This window comes from Escherichia sp. WS1450 (assembly GCF_046487395.1).
GTDB classification, from domain to species: domain Bacteria; phylum Pseudomonadota; class Gammaproteobacteria; order Enterobacterales; family Enterobacteriaceae; genus Escherichia; species Escherichia coli.
Genome location: NZ_JBJQJO010000042.1, coordinates 1 through 16,532 on the forward strand (window position 1 = coordinate 1; position 16,532 = coordinate 16,532).

At 43.1% G+C, this 16,532-nt stretch carries 19 protein-coding genes and 1 pseudogene; 9 read left to right on the plus strand and 11 right to left on the minus strand.

Annotation, left to right across the window (positions count from 1 at the left end; translation table 11 throughout):
- From ACJHYR_RS25485 to ACJHYR_RS25495, 3 genes are all read left to right on the plus strand, one after another.
- A partial coding sequence (locus ACJHYR_RS25485; RefSeq protein WP_410233165.1) for a 3'-5' exoribonuclease domain-containing protein occupies positions 1-1,206 on the plus strand: 1,206 nt, incomplete at its 5' end.
- A gap of 64 nt (positions 1,207-1,270) precedes the next feature.
- Positions 1,271-1,519, plus strand: a complete 249-nt coding sequence (locus ACJHYR_RS25490) for an excisionase (RefSeq protein ID WP_029400359.1) — start codon at positions 1,271-1,273, stop codon at positions 1,517-1,519.
- Positions 1,497-2,627: a phage integrase Arm DNA-binding domain-containing protein gene (locus ACJHYR_RS25495; RefSeq protein WP_032352696.1), complete on the plus strand. Its 1,131-nt coding sequence runs from the start codon at positions 1,497-1,499 to the stop codon at positions 2,625-2,627. Before ACJHYR_RS25490 ends, ACJHYR_RS25495 begins: the two co-directional genes overlap by 23 nt.
- A gap of 45 nt (positions 2,628-2,672) precedes the next feature.
- On the opposite strand, the gene ompW is transcribed toward ACJHYR_RS25495, so the two are convergent.
- The gene (ompW, locus tag ACJHYR_RS25500; RefSeq protein ID WP_000737228.1) at positions 2,673-3,311 is read right to left on the minus strand and encodes an outer membrane protein OmpW; all 639 of its coding nucleotides are present in this window, start codon (positions 3,309-3,311) and stop codon (positions 2,673-2,675) included.
- 239 nt (positions 3,312-3,550) lie between these two features.
- Between ompW and ACJHYR_RS25505 the strand changes: the two are divergent.
- From ACJHYR_RS25505 to yciA, 4 genes and pseudogenes are all read left to right on the plus strand, one after another.
- A pseudogene (locus tag ACJHYR_RS25505) lies at positions 3,551-3,640 on the plus strand (YkgJ family cysteine cluster protein); the annotation flags it as partial.
- Between the two features lie 27 nt (positions 3,641-3,667).
- On the plus strand, positions 3,668-4,411 hold the full coding sequence (locus tag ACJHYR_RS25510; protein WP_000028546.1) for a YciC family protein: 744 nt from the start codon (positions 3,668-3,670) through the stop codon (positions 4,409-4,411).
- 29 nt (positions 4,412-4,440) lie between these two features.
- Positions 4,441-4,980 (plus strand): septation protein A, encoded by a 540-nt coding sequence (locus tag ACJHYR_RS25515; protein ID WP_000808667.1) that lies wholly within the window; start codon positions 4,441-4,443, stop codon positions 4,978-4,980.
- A gap of 104 nt (positions 4,981-5,084) precedes the next feature.
- Positions 5,085-5,483: an acyl-CoA thioester hydrolase YciA gene (yciA, locus tag ACJHYR_RS25520; protein WP_000108160.1), complete on the plus strand. Its 399-nt coding sequence runs from the start codon at positions 5,085-5,087 to the stop codon at positions 5,481-5,483.
- 39 nt (positions 5,484-5,522) lie between these two features.
- Here yciA and tonB read toward each other — a convergent pair whose 3' ends face one another.
- Positions 5,523-6,242, minus strand: a complete 720-nt coding sequence (tonB, locus tag ACJHYR_RS25525) for a TonB system transport protein TonB (RefSeq protein ID WP_072837493.1) — start codon at positions 6,240-6,242, stop codon at positions 5,523-5,525.
- 90 nt (positions 6,243-6,332) lie between these two features.
- Here tonB and ACJHYR_RS25530 point away from each other — a divergent pair, with 90 nt between their 5' ends.
- Complete coding sequence (locus tag ACJHYR_RS25530) at positions 6,333-7,853, plus strand: recombinase family protein (protein WP_001258039.1); 1,521 nt, start codon at positions 6,333-6,335, stop codon at positions 7,851-7,853.
- 32 nt (positions 7,854-7,885) lie between these two features.
- Here ACJHYR_RS25530 and ACJHYR_RS25535 read toward each other — a convergent pair whose 3' ends face one another.
- From ACJHYR_RS25535 to ACJHYR_RS25570, 8 genes are all read right to left on the minus strand, one after another.
- Positions 7,886-8,656, minus strand: a complete 771-nt coding sequence (locus ACJHYR_RS25535) for a phage baseplate protein (RefSeq protein WP_000460611.1) — start codon at positions 8,654-8,656, stop codon at positions 7,886-7,888.
- 99 nt (positions 8,657-8,755) lie between these two features.
- The gene (locus ACJHYR_RS25540; RefSeq protein WP_410233167.1) at positions 8,756-10,837 is read right to left on the minus strand and encodes a tape measure protein; all 2,082 of its coding nucleotides are present in this window, start codon (positions 10,835-10,837) and stop codon (positions 8,756-8,758) included.
- 75 nt (positions 10,838-10,912) lie between these two features.
- The gene (locus ACJHYR_RS25545; protein ID WP_001434554.1) at positions 10,913-11,134 is read right to left on the minus strand and encodes a hypothetical protein; all 222 of its coding nucleotides are present in this window, start codon (positions 11,132-11,134) and stop codon (positions 10,913-10,915) included.
- 17 nt (positions 11,135-11,151) lie between these two features.
- Complete coding sequence (locus ACJHYR_RS25550) at positions 11,152-11,859, minus strand: hypothetical protein (RefSeq protein WP_072837488.1); 708 nt, start codon at positions 11,857-11,859, stop codon at positions 11,152-11,154.
- Between the two features lie 548 nt (positions 11,860-12,407).
- A complete protein-coding gene (locus ACJHYR_RS25555) occupies positions 12,408-12,716 on the minus strand; it encodes a hypothetical protein (RefSeq protein WP_001108871.1) in 309 nt (102 codons plus the stop codon).
- A gap of 177 nt (positions 12,717-12,893) precedes the next feature.
- The gene (locus ACJHYR_RS25560; RefSeq protein ID WP_000882273.1) at positions 12,894-13,094 is read right to left on the minus strand and encodes a hypothetical protein; all 201 of its coding nucleotides are present in this window, start codon (positions 13,092-13,094) and stop codon (positions 12,894-12,896) included.
- Positions 13,094-13,375, minus strand: a complete 282-nt coding sequence (locus ACJHYR_RS25565) for a hypothetical protein (RefSeq protein WP_024192758.1) — start codon at positions 13,373-13,375, stop codon at positions 13,094-13,096. Before ACJHYR_RS25565 ends, ACJHYR_RS25560 begins: the two co-directional genes overlap by 1 nt.
- Positions 13,376-13,930: a hypothetical protein gene (locus tag ACJHYR_RS25570; RefSeq protein ID WP_000999791.1), complete on the minus strand. Its 555-nt coding sequence runs from the start codon at positions 13,928-13,930 to the stop codon at positions 13,376-13,378.
- A gap of 1,380 nt (positions 13,931-15,310) precedes the next feature.
- Here ACJHYR_RS25570 and ACJHYR_RS25575 point away from each other — a divergent pair.
- Positions 15,311-15,856 (plus strand): recombinase family protein, encoded by a 546-nt coding sequence (locus tag ACJHYR_RS25575; RefSeq protein WP_001273862.1) that lies wholly within the window; start codon positions 15,311-15,313, stop codon positions 15,854-15,856.
- On the opposite strand, the gene ACJHYR_RS25580 is transcribed toward ACJHYR_RS25575, so the two are convergent.
- Complete coding sequence (locus ACJHYR_RS25580) at positions 15,853-16,419, minus strand: hypothetical protein (protein ID WP_410233169.1); 567 nt, start codon at positions 16,417-16,419, stop codon at positions 15,853-15,855. The two genes, ACJHYR_RS25575 and ACJHYR_RS25580, sit on opposite strands and share 4 nt — an antisense overlap.
- Positions 16,420-16,532: the final 113 nt, after the last annotated feature.

Here is a 16,532-nt window from a genome sequence, read left to right on the forward strand (position 1 = left end):
GTGGAACCGGATACAACTGAACATCATCCGGACACGCAGCCGCTGGATGCTCAGCCGCAGGTGAATTCTGTTGATGCGAAATATCAGAAACTGCGGGCAGAACTCCATGAATCCCGGAAAAACATTCCGCCCCAAAATCCTGTCGACGAAGACAAATTGCTGGCAACCTCTGGCGGAGAATTTGCTGAAGGGATTAGCGACCCGAATGATCCGAAATGGGTGAAGGGGATTGAAACCCGCGATTCTGTGAACCAGAACCAGCAAGAATCGGAACAGAACGACCAGAAAGCGGAACAAAACAGCCCAAATGTGCAACGAAAAGAGCCAAAAGCGAAACAATCCGAACCAGTAGCACAACAGGAACCGGAAAAAGTCTGCACCGTCTGCGGTCAGAGCGGTGTCGACAACTGTCCTGATTGTGGCGTGGTGATGGGCGACGCAACATACCAGGAAATGTTCGATGAAGAGAATCAGCCTGAAGTTCAGCAAAATGATCCAGAGGAAATGGAAGGCTCTGCGCATCAGAACAAGGAGAACTCTGGCGGCAATCAGCATCATGCCAGCGATAGTGAAACTGGCGAGACGGCAAATCCCTTAATTAAGATAACCAGTCATCACAAATATAAGTCCACAAGCAAAACGTGGTATCACCTGATGATCGACCTTGAAACAATGGGAACCAACACCAATGCACCCATAGTAGTTATTGGTGCGGTTTTCTTCGACCCGGAAACAGGGGAAATCGGGCCGGTATTTTATATCGTTATCAGCCTGACTGACGCAATGAATACAGGGGCTGTTCCTGATGGTGGCACCATCGAATGGTGGCTGAAGCAGTCCAGCGAAGCCAGAGCTGCCATTTTAACTGACCAGGTAAAAATGAAAGATGCCCTTTTGCGTTTTCGGGAATTCGTCAATGAACACTCTGATGAAAAATTCGTTCAGGTGTGGGGTAATGGCGCAACGTTCGATAACGCAATTTTGCGCACCTCATACGAACGTCTGGACATCCCCTGTCCGTGGCATTACAGCAACGATCGTGATGTACGCACAATCGTTGAGATGGGGAAAATCACAGACTTCAATGCCAGAAGCGTAATTCCATTCGAAGGCGTGCGCCATAATGCTCTGGATGACGCTCTTCACCAGGCAAAATACGTAACAGCCGCTATACAAAAACTGATCCCGAATCAGGCTGATTTTTAATGTTCAACCCCGGTCGTCGCCCACCGGCTATAGTGGCGGCGACCATGATTAGCGAACGACGCTCATAGCAAGACTTATTCTGCTCACTGAGTGGGCAAAAGAGGAATTCAGTGAACCGGTCCCTAGTCCGGGTACGTTAAGTAAATACGCTAAAGCCGGAATGATATTTCCTCTCCCCAAAAAAGTAGGAAGGCACTGGCGAGTGGATCCACGCGCTCGCTTTGTCGGAATGGTAAACAAGCCGGAGGTGATCGCCACAGATCACCCTGCTTTGAAGAGGATACTGGAAGATGGCGCGCCCGCGAAAATATAAAACCGATGTTCCGGGTTTATCTCCGTATTTTGACAAAAGAAATAACAAAGTTTACTGGCGTTACAGGCATCCCACCACAGGTAAAAATCATGGACTCGGCAGTATTGACCAGAAACTGGCGGAAACCATTGCAGCAGAAGCGAACAGCCGTCTTGCCAGACAACAAATGGAGCAAATGCTCAGTCTGCAGGAGAAAATTATTAGTGATACCGGCGGCGCATCAACCGTTTCCATTTTTCTGAATAATTACAGAAAAATTCAACAGGAAAGATATGAGAACGGAGAGATCAAACTCAGCACGCTGAAGCAAAAAGCGGCTCCTCTCAGGGTGTTTGATGAACGTTTTGGAGCCAGGCCGCTAGATGCCATAACCGTAAAAGATGTGGTATCGGTGCTGGAAGAATACAAGGCAAAGGGACATAACAGAATGGGACAAATTTTCAGGAAGGTATTGATCGATGTTTTCCGGGAGGCTCAACAAACGGGTGATGTTCCGCCAGGCTTTAACCCGGCTGAATCGGCAAAAAAACCGCAAGTGCGGATATCAAGACAGCGACTGACTTTTGATGAGTGGATGATGATTTATAACGCAGCGGAAAAGGATGGTTACTTTTTACAGCGCGGCATGCTGCTGGCACTGATGACGGGCCAGCGTCTTTCGGATATTTGCAAAATGCAGTTTTCGGATATCCGGGATGGTTACCTTCATGTCGAACAGCAAAAAACAGGAGCCCGGATAGCCATTCCTCTGGCTCTGCGTTGCGACAAATTAAATCTTACCCTGGGTGACGTGGTGTCATCCTGTCGTGATTACATCCTTAGTCCGTGGTTATTGCACCATCATCACGCTAAGGGGATGGGTAAGCGCGGCGGGATGGTTAAACCAGCAACATTAACAGTCGCATTTAAAAAAGCCCGGGATTCTGTGGATTACAACTGGCGTGCTAATGGCACGCCACCCTCTTTCCATGAGCAAAGATCTTTATCAGAACGATTGTTCAGAGAACAGGGAATTGATACCAAAATTTTGCTGGGCCATTCGAATCAAAAAATGACCGATATTTACAACGACGCACGCGGTAAAGAGTGGAAAAAACTGGTTATTTGATAACCAGTTTTGCAGAAGAGTTTTGCAGAGGTTTTGCAGAGAAAATTAGAAGCGGTATCCGGCAGAGAACATAAACACCCACGGATCCAGTCGTACCGCGTCTTTCACGGGGGTTCCATTAAATTTATAGCTGGCGGTGGTGTCGATATCCATGTACCACACTGACATGTTAACCAACCAGTCACGGTTAATCAGATAATCAACCCCCACCTGCCCGGCAGCTCCCCAGGAATCTTTCAGACTGAGATCGGAAAGCCCCGCCTCTTTGCCATGATCGTTAAATCCATTATCAAAGAAGGTGGTGTAGTTAATACCTGCCCCAACGTAAGGACGGAATTTGCTGCTGGCATCACCAAAATACCACTGCGCCATCAGTGTTGGCGGCAGATGATGAACGGTTGCAATATCGCCGGTCGCCCGGGTGCCGATCTTATGGCGGAACGGCGTCGCTGCCAGCAATTCCACACCAATGTTATCGGTCGCCATATAAGTAAACGTCAGGCCCAGTTGCGTGTTATTGGTCACGCTGAATCCACCCAGACTTCCTAACGTACCACCAGCACCTTCTGTTGGACGTACGGTTGCAGAACCTGCACGCATAAAAAATTCGCCTGCTTCATGCGCAAAGGCACTGCCAGAGAGAAGAGTTGTTACTGCCAAAGCCGCCACTGTTAACTTTTTCATATCCGCTCCGTCGTTATGGTTATAAAAACGTGACGAATATACCTACATTGGAGTAACAAATGATCCTACATAGATCACATTACATATGATAATTCACCCTTTATTGATCTGGATTAATTTAGAAGTTGCATTGAGAATCCTGGTTAACGTGATTTAAATCAATTTTTAAATATTTTCGCTACGCAAATATTAACTCGTTCGCCACTTGCCGCGGTTTGCCCACGCCTGAAGGCCAGCAATTACCTCCGCTTTACAAAGATATGCTTTTCCATACAAGACCTGATGCTGCCACCCGAGGCTTAACCAGGGTACAATTGCCCGCTAATTAACACCTGCATAAAACTCAAGGAGAGTGCATGTCTATCACGGCGCAGTCCGTATACCGTGACACCGGAAATTTCTTCCGTAATCAATTTATGACCATTCTGTTGGTATCGTTGCTATGTGCGTTTATCACAGTGGTGTTAGGGCATGTTTTCTCACCCAGTGATGCACAGCTTGCGCAGCTCAATGACGGCGTGCCCGTTAGCGGCAGTAGTGGGTTGTTCGACCTGGTTCAGAATATGTCACCGGAACAGCAACAAATTTTGCTGCAGGCTTCAGCGGCGTCCACTTTTTCAGGATTAATCGGTAACGCCATTCTCGCCGGAGGCGTAATATTAATTATCCAGCTGGTGTCTGCGGGTCAGAGAGTCAGTGCGCTGCGAGCTATTGGTGCCAGTGCGCCGATATTGCCAAAGTTATTTATTCTGATTTTTCTGACTACCCTTTTAGTACAGATTGGCATCATGCTGGTGGTCGTTCCGGGAATTATCATGGCCATTTTACTGGCTCTGGCACCGGTGATGTTGGTACAGGACAAAATGGGCGTTTTTGCCTCGATGCGTAGCAGTATGCGGCTGACTTGGGCGAATATGCGTCTGGTGGCACCCGCAGTACTGAGCTGGTTGCTGGCAAAGACACTGTTGCTGCTTTTTGCCTCTTCTTTTGCCGCATTAACCCCGGAAATTGGTGCCGTACTGGCGAACACCTTGAGCAACCTGATTTCAGCCGTACTGCTCATCTATCTGTTCCGCCTGTATATGTTGATTCGCCAATAACCTTAAGCATTTGATTACGGAATCGTAAAATGAAGCAGTTTCTTGATTTTTTACCGCTGGTTGTCTTTTTCGCGTTTTACAAGATTTATGACATCTATGCGGCTACTGCGGCGCTGATCGTCGCCACGGCGATTGTGCTTATATATAGCTGGGTTCGCTTTCGTAAGGTTGAGAAGATGGCCCTGATCACTTTTGTTCTGGTGGTCGTCTTCGGTGGCTTGACGCTGTTCTTCCACAATGATGAGTTTATTAAATGGAAGGTTACTGTCATTTATGCCCTGTTTGCAGGTGCCCTGTTAGTCAGCCAATGGGTGATGAAAAAGCCGCTAATTCAGCGGATGCTGGGTAAAGAACTCACGCTGCCGCAACCGGTATGGTCGAAGCTGAATCTGGCCTGGGCTGTTTTCTTTATCCTTTGCGGTCTGGCAAACATCTACATCGCATTCTGGCTGCCGCAAAATATTTGGGTCAACTTTAAAGTGTTTGGCCTGACCGCTCTTACCTTAATCTTCACATTGTTAAGCGGTATCTATATCTACCGCCACATGCCGCAGGAAGATAAATCCTAACCAGACTGCCAGTCCTTCGGGGCTGGCACTGTATCTCCTCTGTTCTCCTCAGGAAAATCATAGTAGCATCGCGCCTGTGATTTTCCTTTTAAGTCGGTTTTACCATGTCTACAACACATAACGTCCCTCAGGGCGATCTTGTTTTACGTACTTTAGCCATGCCCGCCGATACCAATGCCAATGGTGACATCTTTGGTGGTTGGTTAATGTCACAAATGGATATTGGCGGCGCTATTCTGGCGAAAGAAATTGCCCACGGTCGCGTAGTGACCGTGCGGGTTGAAGGAATGACTTTCTTACGACCGGTTGCGGTCGGCGATGTAGTGTGCTGCTATGCACGCTGTGTCCAGAAAGGGACGACATCGGTCAGCATTAATATTGAAGTGTGGGTGAAAAAAGTCGCGTCTGAACCCATCGGGCAACGCTATAAAGCGACAGAAGCATTATTTAAGTATGTCGCGGTTGATCCTGAAGGAAAACCTCGCGCCTTACCTGTTGAGTAATAATCAAAAGCCTCCGGTCGGAGGCTTTTGACTTTCTGCTTACTGAATTTCGGTGGTGCCGTTAATTTTAAACAGGATATTCACCACAATCCCACTGCCTGGCTTACCCGGCTCATAACGCCATCTGCGCATCGCATTTTTCACCTCACGCTCAAACATGTTCGCAGGCTTGGCTGAGAGGATTTGCACGTTATCCACGCGACCATCCGGCGTGACATCAAATTTAACTTTAACCTGCCCTTCAATGCGCAATGCCTGTGCTCGTGCCGGATACTGCGGCTGATTGCGGCTTAATGCGCGTGGTCCTGAAGCCACACTGGTAACCGGCTTGCTGGTTGCAGTCGTTGCCGTACTTGATGTCGGGCGCGCGGGTGCCGTATTTTCAAACGGTGATGCCGGACGCGACTCTACGGGTTTGACATCGCGTTTTGGCTGCTCCTGTACCTTTTTCACCGGCTTCGGTTTTGGCTTAGGTTTCGGCTTCGGCTTTTCAATGACCACCGGTGCTTCTTTTGGCGGTTCGGGGATCGGCTCAGGTTCCGGTTCTGCCTCTACCACCGGCTCCGGTGGTGGCTGAACGGCTTGTGGCGGTTCGAGATCCGCAGGCGCAACCATCGTGACAGAAATTGGCTGCGCAGGCGCAGGTAGTTCAATAACCTGATGTACCGAGGTATAGAGCAGACCCGCCACAACAGCACCATGAATGCAGACCGAAAGTAACGTCGGCCAGGGGAAGCGGCGAGGTAAATCAAGGGTCATTGTATTGTAGCTATTCGGCATTGTAGCATTAGCCATAACGTTTATAAGTTCATCTTTAAATGATAATCAATTGCATGGGAGTTTATCACCATGAGAAGTGTAATAACATACTTGAGATTTTCATCAGCCACACAAGGTGCTGAAGGTGCTGATTCAACCAGACGACAAAATGAGCTATTCAAACAGTGGTTAAGGAAGAATAGCGATGCTCAGGTAGTGGCATCTTTCAATGATGAAGGTCTATCCGGTTACAAAGGTAAACACTTATCAGGGCAATTTGGGGATATGCTCTCCCGCATTGAATCAGGGGAGTTTCCAGAAGGGACAATTTTACTAGTCGAAGCTATCGACCGCATAGGCCGCCTTGAACATCTTGAAACAGAAGCCTTGATGAATCGCATTATTGCTCATGGTATCGAGATTCACACTCTACAGGATGGGCTAATCTACACAAGGGATGCTCTATCCGATGATTTAGGAATCTCAATCATTCAGCGGGTTAAAAGCTACATAGCGCATCAGGAGAGTAAACAGAAGTCTTTCCGTGTTAGTCAGAAATGGGAACAACGTGCAAAGCTTGCCCTTGCTGGTGAACAACGTTTAACAAGGAATGTTCCCGGATGGATTGACCCTGAGACTTTTAAACTCAATGAACATGCTGAAACTGTACGCTTGATTTTCAAACTGCTGTTAGATGGTGAAAGTCTGCATAACATTGCACGTCACCTACAAAGCAACGGTATAAGGTCTTTTAGTCGCCGTAAAGATGCTAACGGGTTTAGTGTTCACTCTGTACGCACTATCTTAAGGTCAGAGACAGCGATAGGCACGTTACCAGCATCACAACGTAATGACCGCCCCGCTATACCGAACTACTACGAAGCCGCTATAGATGCTTCAACGTTCAATAAAGCTCAAGAGATTCTTGGTAAGAACCGTATAGGCCGTACACCTGCAAGTGATAATCCATTAACGATTAACATCTTCAAAGGTCTGTTTAGGTGTCAGTGCGGGGCTAGTGTTCACCCTACAGGGACTAAGAATAAGTATCAGGGCGTTTATCGGTGTAATAACCATCTTGACGGTCGCTGTGATGTTCCACCGTTGAAGCGTAAACCGTTTGACCGATGGATGATTGATAATTTTCTGGGGATGATTGACGTTGTTAGTGACGGGGAAACTGAGAGGAGGATTGCAGCGCTACAGCATGAGGTTGAAACTGTCACAGCCAGAATCAAGAAAGCTACCGCCCTACTTCTTGAAATGGATGACATTACAGAGTTGAAAGCACAGGTGAAGGAACTGAACCAAAAGCGCACAGAACTACAGACTACTATTGACACTCTGAAGCGTAAAACTTCACTCACTGACAAGGAACTACCCCAACTTAAAGATATTGACCTTATGACTAAAGCGGGTCGTGTCGAGTGTCAGTTGATTTTGTCCAAGCATCTAAAGGGGCTGACATTGGGTAAGGATTCGGTAACTGTAACGCTACAGAACGACACTGAAATAACCATACCTACAAACCCGTTACCGCTAAATGATGGAACATCAATCTTTGAAATTGCTGATAAAGAGCTACTAGAAATAGACGCTTATCAACTGTAACTTTCAGGGGCTATGAAGCCCCTTTTTACGTCTTAATAAGTACCGCGCTTATTAGGGTTCACACTGTACTTCTTCAAAGTGCTACTAAGCGCCTTTGTAGCTCCAGCATTAGCGGAGTCTGTGAAGGTACTTTCACCATTTTTTACCGTAACATTCCTAGAACAATTCAGACGGGCTTTTAACTGTTCGTCGGTAAGTTCATTTGAAGAACGGTTATAAAGCTCCTTACAAGCCAGCATAGGCGTATTCTTGCTACGGTCTGTCGTTGTGTTACCAATGCTCTTTTTGGAGGTTACCCCATCGTCTTTGGTAGTTGCTGTTTTACCAGTTGCTGCACTCACATCTGTAGTCCCTAGCACAGCTTTAAAATCCACACCCTGGAAGGTCATCTGAATACGAAGACCATTTGAAATGGTATGTTCTTTAGATGCCTTAAATTGGGTAATAACAGCATCATCAATCTTGATTCCATCCTTACAGACAATAGTAATAATCTGTTTCTGGTCTCTCCATGTTTCTACTGTGCTAATAAAGTTCTCTACAAGTTGCCCTTGTCTGGTTCTTAAAAGAGAACCGCTTGAATCAACTACTACAACACCTGAGATAGTGATTGTTTTAGGTGCTCTTTGAACGTTATCTGTAATGGTCTGCCCAGACTGCATAGCCTGAGTTGTCACCATCATAGGGGAGTCATATTCCATATTCTCAGTCGCCGACAGTGACAGAAAGTTATCTGGGTTACCTTGCAGATGGAAATAAACCCCATCCTTTCCGCTATATCGGAGTTGTTTTGTATCAAACATTATTTCATTCCTATATCGAAGTCTGTTAAGCGTTAGCTACGTGAAATCTAATTTTTGATGTTGGTATCTGTTCAGAAGAAATCACGTAGCTCTTTACTATTACTCTTCTGGATAGCCTGAGCTAATTAGCATATCCGCTGTGAACTGGTCACTAGCTGCTTGTGTAAATCTAAAGAATGCTGATTCATCAGGTTTAATAGTTGCTTCACCAGTGATATTCACAGGGATAGGCTTCTTGGTTTCTGCTGTTAGAGCATCTACCTTTCTCCCCAACTCTGATACAGCAATAGCTAATTGAGCATTGCTATTCACAATATCACCCGTAATAGCTGGTGTACTTGACTCAGTGTTATTCACAAAGTTATTCATTGGCTCTTGGAAACCAGCAATCTTTGTAGCTGCATTATTAAACCAACCTTTCACATCACCCATAGTAAATACTGGTTTAAGTCCAGATTCTTTAGCTAACCCTGGTAATTTAGCTTGTGCTTCCATTCGTTCAGGTGTTGAAGATAGTCTTTCATAACCTGCATAAACTGCACTACCAGCTAATAGAATATTCCCAAGATTAAATCTTGATGGCTTCCCATTCTTTTTATTTACGTTATCTGTTGTTGTATTGGCTACCTGACCTAATCTTGTGATAGCAGTCATAAGCCCGTAAATACTTCTGGTAACACCAACAACCTTATTTACAGCAATAACACCAGCCAAGACTTTTAAGCTATTAATCAAGCCAGAACCTAAAGCATCAACTACTTTCTTTTGTTCATTGGTTAAACCACGATAAGCTAATGTCACCTCATCGAAGAACGCTCTCACCCTGTAACTAATATCGGTCATGCTATCAACACCATGTGACATAGAAGTCATGAGACCACCAAGACTTTCACCTAATGTTTTACCACTTCCACCAAGACTATTTAAAAGATTGGTCAAGCTTCTGGTAAAATCTTGCAGACCACTTTCAGAACCTCTGAAAATACTATCAAGCGTGGTATTCCAAGAGTTTTTCAGGTTCCCTAGTTGTGCCTGAGTACTTTCTGAAATGGCTTTCCAGCCACCTTTAGCGGTGATTTGTTTATTTAACTCTTGAGTAACTTTCTGAAGAGTATCGGCAGATTTTAAAGCTCCCTTTTTCATGGTGTCAAATAGCTCTTGTTCACTCTTTCCAGTTGCTTTAGCGAATACCTGAACCATACCGGGAACAGCTTCAGCTAACTGTCCCTTTAATTCTTCAGCCATCACCTGACCTTTACCAGCCATCTGTGATAATGCTGTTAGTGCTCGCTTAATCTCTTCTTCGCTTCTTCCCATCAGACGAGCATAACCAATCATATTTTTAAAAAGTTCTTCAGAACCCTGAATACCCATAGATTCTTTAGCTGAAGCACCGAAACCAGCAAACTGTGATTGCAGTTCAGCGATATCTAAACCCGTTGTTTGAGCTAATGACTTTGTGAACTCTTTTACTTGACCTGCATCTTTATCAAATACGAAATCAATACTTCTTTCCGATGATGCACGTTGAAGACCAACTTCCATAATCTTCTGATAACTGGCTAATACAGCTTGCATTGAGATAAATGCACCTGCTGTTTTAACTGCTGCTGAAGACAGACTATCAAGACTGTTAGCTGCTTTATTTCCGTTAATGCTGGTGGATGTGTGACCTTTGGCTTTAACAAGCGCTTCTCTTAATGAAGCATTTAGTTTAGCAAGGGATTCATTAAACTTAGAATTATCCATCTGACCAGCTTTACCACTTAATGCGTAAAACTGTGAACGGATGTATTTCTGTAATACAGGGTCAAAACCTTTAAGCTTAGACATGTTAGCCTGATAAGCTGCTCTTACTGCTCGGTCACCTGTATTTTTTCTCGGTTGTCTTGGTTGTTTAAGAGCGCCATTAACTTGACTGGTAAACTGAAATGCTTTTGTGTTTCTTACTCTTTCCTCCAGCTTATTAAAAGTTTTGTTAAGCTTTCTTTCAAGTTGCCCTAAAGAACTTGTCAGATTACTATCAAGCTGTTTTGTATTAATCTTAAACCCTTTGTTCAAGTTCTTTTCAATTCTTTGTGCTGACTGCATAGCGAGCTTTTCAACTCTTTGCAGACCTTTAATAACGTTCTCATTGAAACCTAATTCAACGATAAACGAATCAACTGTAAACTTGCTCATTCATATTTTTCACCTCATACGAAAAAGGAGAGTCACCCAGATAACAATCCAGATAATCTCTCCCGTTGATACTTACTAACTAACCACAACTGATACCCAATGATAATCACCATCTTCACAAATAATTTTTGAACCAACCGGAACACGGTCAATACACCACGTAGGAACTTTGCGAATCTTTGTTTTGCTGTTTGAGGTGACAGGTTGATGCTTACTCTTTACCGTTTTTGGTTTACGTGGTTGGTTTTTAAGTTTTTCACAAACTGCCTTGATAGTTTTTAAACGCTTCTCATACATTATCACCTCACATATAATCAAATAGCCTTACTGTAATTCTTAGGAACGCTCAGGAAGTCATTAAAACTTACAATCTGCGATAATTCTTGCTTGTATTTTTTGGCGATTCTCTGATGATCACTAATCAACTTAGATAGCCTTGCTTTCATAAGATTAATATCTCGTTCCTTTGCCTTTAACAGTCTCTGTTTTGCAGTCTCTGAAAGTTCTTCGTGCGTCTTATCAGAAACAATCAAAGCCAGCCTTTGTGGTGCTCTGATAGCTCTTTCTGTACGAATAACTTTATGACCTTCAGGTAAATCAGAAATAACTTTACCAATTTCTACAGGGTCACACCCCCAACCATCACGGTCAAATTTTGTGTAATATGCAGAAGGATTAGTTTGCAACTCCATTAGAATAGCCATTTCATCAATCTCATCTTCAATTTTTTCTTGAAGCCTTTCATATTCAGCTTTCATCGCTTCCTGAGAAAGCTTAAGTTGACTGAAGTATTTTCTCTGAAGCTTCAGTTTTAAATTAAGCTCACACTCTGTGTTCATATCAAAATCAATTCTGGTTGTATTCTGATGAACCATTTCGGGTGGCTGATAAGGTTCTTTTCTAAATACACCATGTGACTCTCTCCATGCCCTATCAATAGATTCCTGTAAACTCATTTGAGAAATATCAAGAGCACTTGGCCTGGAATCAATAATTATTTCATGTTCGTTTCTAATAGACATTTATTCACCTCATTGCATTTGTTTATTTCAAGTTTCATAGAAGCACCCTCAATAGCATTCGTAGAGGTGAATGTCTGAAGCGAGTGAGTCGCTATCAAAGGCGCTTATAAGAAAACTGAAAAGCCCTAAACATTTCTGTGAAGGGCTGTGTATGAAAGTTTCAATTCAGGTGAAGACTTTCTTCAAAGACCCTCTAACAAAAGCACTTGAAGAAATGCCCTAAAGTTAAAGATGATTCGGATGAAGCATCTTCATTAGGGCTAATGCCTGTAAGGATTATCAAGAGTTAAATGGTTTTAAGATGGCCTCTCAAATGTGGGATTAAGAAGCCATAATGAAAGCATTGCACTCTCAGATATATTATCCACCAGATGTAGAATGATTGAAAAAAATAGAGAGAATTGCTCTCACCATATATACAATCTTACTATGTACAATGTTATTTGTTAACACATATTTAACATTTCGATAACATCAATTCTTATTCACTGCGTTACCAATCAGGCAGCCAATAAATAACCCAAGAAGAGTCCAGAGAATAACGAGTGTCATTGCATAATCTCACTGTAAGGGTTTAATTCGTTCTGATAAGCCAGGAATACATTCAGCTTTAGTAGTTGCTCTGGGCTTAAATCCAGTCTGCTACACTCTTCAATGATAAAGCGTTTATTGTGTGGGTCTGTTACTTCCAGCTTGTGAACATAGTCACCAAGCTTTATTGTATTGATAGTGTGTTTATCGATATAAGTTGAAGCTTCAAAGCAATTCGCAAAGTGAATATTGAAACCTGACTTGTTCAGGTCAACCAACCAATTCATAGTTTCTTGGTCAACCATAATTTGCATTGGATAATTCATTTCTTAAATCCTCTTTTCAAATCCTTAACAGGAAGCTCTGTAACGAGTTTTAACCCCATTTTTAGGGGTAACCTATAGAGATGAACCACCCACCTTAAAATAAGGGGGCAAAATCGCTTAGAATGCGTTACAGAGCGTCTGAGAAGCTGTTTTAGGGTTTTCTTTAAAAGTCTCGGGCTACCAATAGCCTGATTCGACTTTATTTCGTTCAAACCATTCCGTTGTAACTGCTGTTTTTAATGTTTCGTTTGGGCTGGTGGCGTGAATGAAGATATCCCTTGGATTATGAATATCACCGAAACCATCTTCTTTGATGAGCAGGTCTGATACGTGCCTAATCATTTTATCTGTCAAATATTCGAATTTAATACATAACATTAAACCCCCATAGATAACTTGTGAATCTTGATGCTTAGAAGTCTTGCTAAATCTAGCTCAAAAGTATTTGAAGACTTCAGACTATCAAGGTCATTTTGTGTAATTCTGATATGGTGTCTTGCAGCCTCTAAGCGACTATTAAGTAAATCTTGTTCGTCAATGTCACGATTAATTGCAAGTTTCATCACTGCTGCATGTGATAGCCCTGTAATCTTCTTGATTCGGTTAAGTTCGTCAAAGGCTGTCTTTGTAACTCTGGTTAAAGTGTGCTTAGTCATTATTTAAAATCCTTCTGCTTGTGCGTATACGTCAAATTCAAAGTCTGGTTCACTGGTTGTAAGGCTGATATTTCCCATTTCCGCATGATGATTGATTGCCTCAATAACTTTCATGCAAATGGTGGTTAAGTTAGCGCAATATTTATCACCTGGTAATTCATAGCTAAGTCTAGTTGCTTGACGCTGAAGATAATTTGTTACTGTACTTGAGCTAATCTCATCAAGACTTCGCAGTAAATAGAAAACTTTCCGGTGATAGTTATCCCTTCCAAAACTGCGACAAGTGCCGATAATTAAATCTTCAATTTTTGATGGTAGTTGCTCGTAAGAATCAAAGCTCATCAAGAAAGTTTTTAAGTTATTCTTTGTTGTTTTGCGTGTTGGCATATATCTGCCTCGTGGCGTAATGCTACGAATGACCGATTCAATGTTTTTACGTTCGGATTTGGTAAAGGCTGGTACTTCGTAGCTGGTGGGGGTATCTGTGTAGCTGTAACCGTTGTGTCTGTTGCGTCTCTTGGATTCTTCAAGAAACTTTTGAAATTCTCTGTCGTTCATTCATAAGCTGCCCTCTTGGTATTTGTTAATTTCCTGTTAACTATATATACAATCTTAGCAGTTTCAAAGGCTAATGTCAAGTATTTTTTAACATTTTATTAACATTTATGGTATAATGATTCTATGGGCTGATACATTCCATTCACAGATACAAGGGTGTTGAATGGATTATTTACTACGGCTTTAACAGAGTCACACAGGTTTGGTTCCTGTGCTTTTGGGGTGTTCGTTGCGCTGCTGATTTACTGGCTTCTGTCAGCCATTATCAGAAAGCACAGACGATTGAAGGTAACTGTGAAAATGTTTGGCGTGGAGGTTAGTCTCTGTGCAGATGACGGGGAAAGGGAGGATTAATAAGAAATTGGCTGGTGGTTGTTCTTCACCAGCATCTTACCTTGAGAGCAAGTCCCTTACAGCCCCATATTGAGCAGCACTTAAAAACACATTAAAATCAACGCATTATATTCACCCATATATAGAACTGCCAAGACCCCTTCACAGTGAAATTCCAAGACTCACTTAGACACAAGGCGATAACCCCAGAAAGGGGGAGCCACTCTTAACCAGCCTTCTTAAGCGACCTTTACAGACCTTGTTCAAGGGAGTCACAATAGATTTTTCTTTCCTCGGTTTCCCGTGTTCCTCGGTTGCCTATTGAGATTTGAAAGACCTCTGTAACTTCCCTCTTAACGAGAGAGAAAGAACATGGTGACCCAAGCGAAGCGCCTCTCTAAAAAGACTTTTTAACTAATTTTGCTCATGATTATAACAAACGATACATTTTATTGACTTACATCAAAGACAAGTACATTGACAAAATGGTAATATTGGTCTCATGACCTTACTTAACAGATTTTTAAGAGACTTTGAAACGAACTGTTTAACAGGTCACTACCTCTGGTTTCATCGTTCCCTTCTTTTTCTAGGTAGTTTCTGTTAAGTATCTTTTCAGGTATATCTTACAGTCGCTGTTAAGACTGAACCTACCTTCGGTTTTATGGTTCTCTTTCTCCCGTTATAAAGACTTCTGTGCTGATTAAAATCTGTACAGCTTTCAGAGTCTGAAAATTTTTATAAAAATCGTGGTAGCCCCTCTTCATTTCTCCTTCACCGAATTCTTTCGAAATTATCTATCAGATATCTATGTCTGCTAAGTACCCGTCACTAAGCCTAAGCAGCCCCCTTGGCAAAAAAGCAAAATATCATTGACTTTCCCTGTGAATTGATACAGAGACCATCTTCATCTCTTAAGCATACCGATATAGCATACTATTTAGGTATAACTAAACCTCTGTAAAAACCATACCGATTAGCCTTGTAAAATACTTTATCGGTACGATACACTCAACCCATCAAATGAGTAAGGCAAATAAGTACATTATGGCTAACATTGGTTATATTCGAGTTTCATCAATCCAGCAGATTACAGACCGTCAATTAGAAGGGGTTGCACTGGACAAGACATTCACTGATAAAGCATCTGGAAAGAATACAGACCGTCCACAACTAAAGGCTATGCTCGATTATGTTCGTGAAGGTGACACTATCCATGTACACGACCTGTCACGTCTGGGACGTTCTACCGTTGATGTATTAACGCTGGTGGATAAACTTTCACAGAAAGGTATCAAGGTTCACTTTCACAAAGAAGGTCTGATAACTGGTGACGATAACCCCACGTCTAAGATGATTCTCACAATCTTTTCAGCAGTGGCTGAAGCTGAACGTAAAATGATGCTTGAGCGTCAAAGAGAAGGTTATGAAGCTGCTAAAGCTGCTGGTCGTGTAGTTGGAAGGGGTAACGGTAAAGCGGTTGACAGGGAAGGTATTAAAGCTGCTCTTGCTGCTGGTGGCTCAATTGCTAAGGTTGCCGCACAATTCAACGTTGCTAAGTCAACTGTGCAGCGTATTAAGACCGAGGATTAAGGACGACCACCTGACAATCTGAATGCATCTGAGAGCGTGCCATTTCCGCTCAAGCCTTTTTCTTTCTGCCTTTCCCTGACCGTCTTTAGAGATGCAGCCAGAGCATCTTTCGCAACAATATGCGAAATGCTCTTTTTAAAGTCTGCAATGGAAGTACTGTTATCGACTCTTACAAAACCATCAATAGCTACAATCAACTCAGCAGCTTTATCCACCCATTGCCAGTACTCTTCAACAACATCTTCAGTTAACCGTCTGGCTCCTTCAATCGTTTGATTATTAATAGCAATATCTCTTCTAATGCCTTCAAGTTCTCTTCTAAGTTCATCAGCCTGACGTTTTAAGGCATCTGTCTGCTCTTTTTCTTTAGCAATATCCGTATCTGCTTTAGCCTGAGCAAGCTTCTCAGCATTCAATGCTTCAATCTTCTTCTCAGCGGTTTCTTGCTGCATGCTGTATTCAGCCAGTAATGAAGCCTTAACCCCTTCACGCTCCTTTCTTTCTAACCATCGCTTTGTCCATGCTATACCATAATTTAAATATGGCGATATGACAGACAACACAATGAACCGCCCCGGAAATCCTGGAGACTAAACTCCCTGAGAAAGAGGTAAACAGGATGACTAAAAATACTCGTTTTTCCCCCGAAGTCCGTCAGCGGGCGATTCGTATGGTT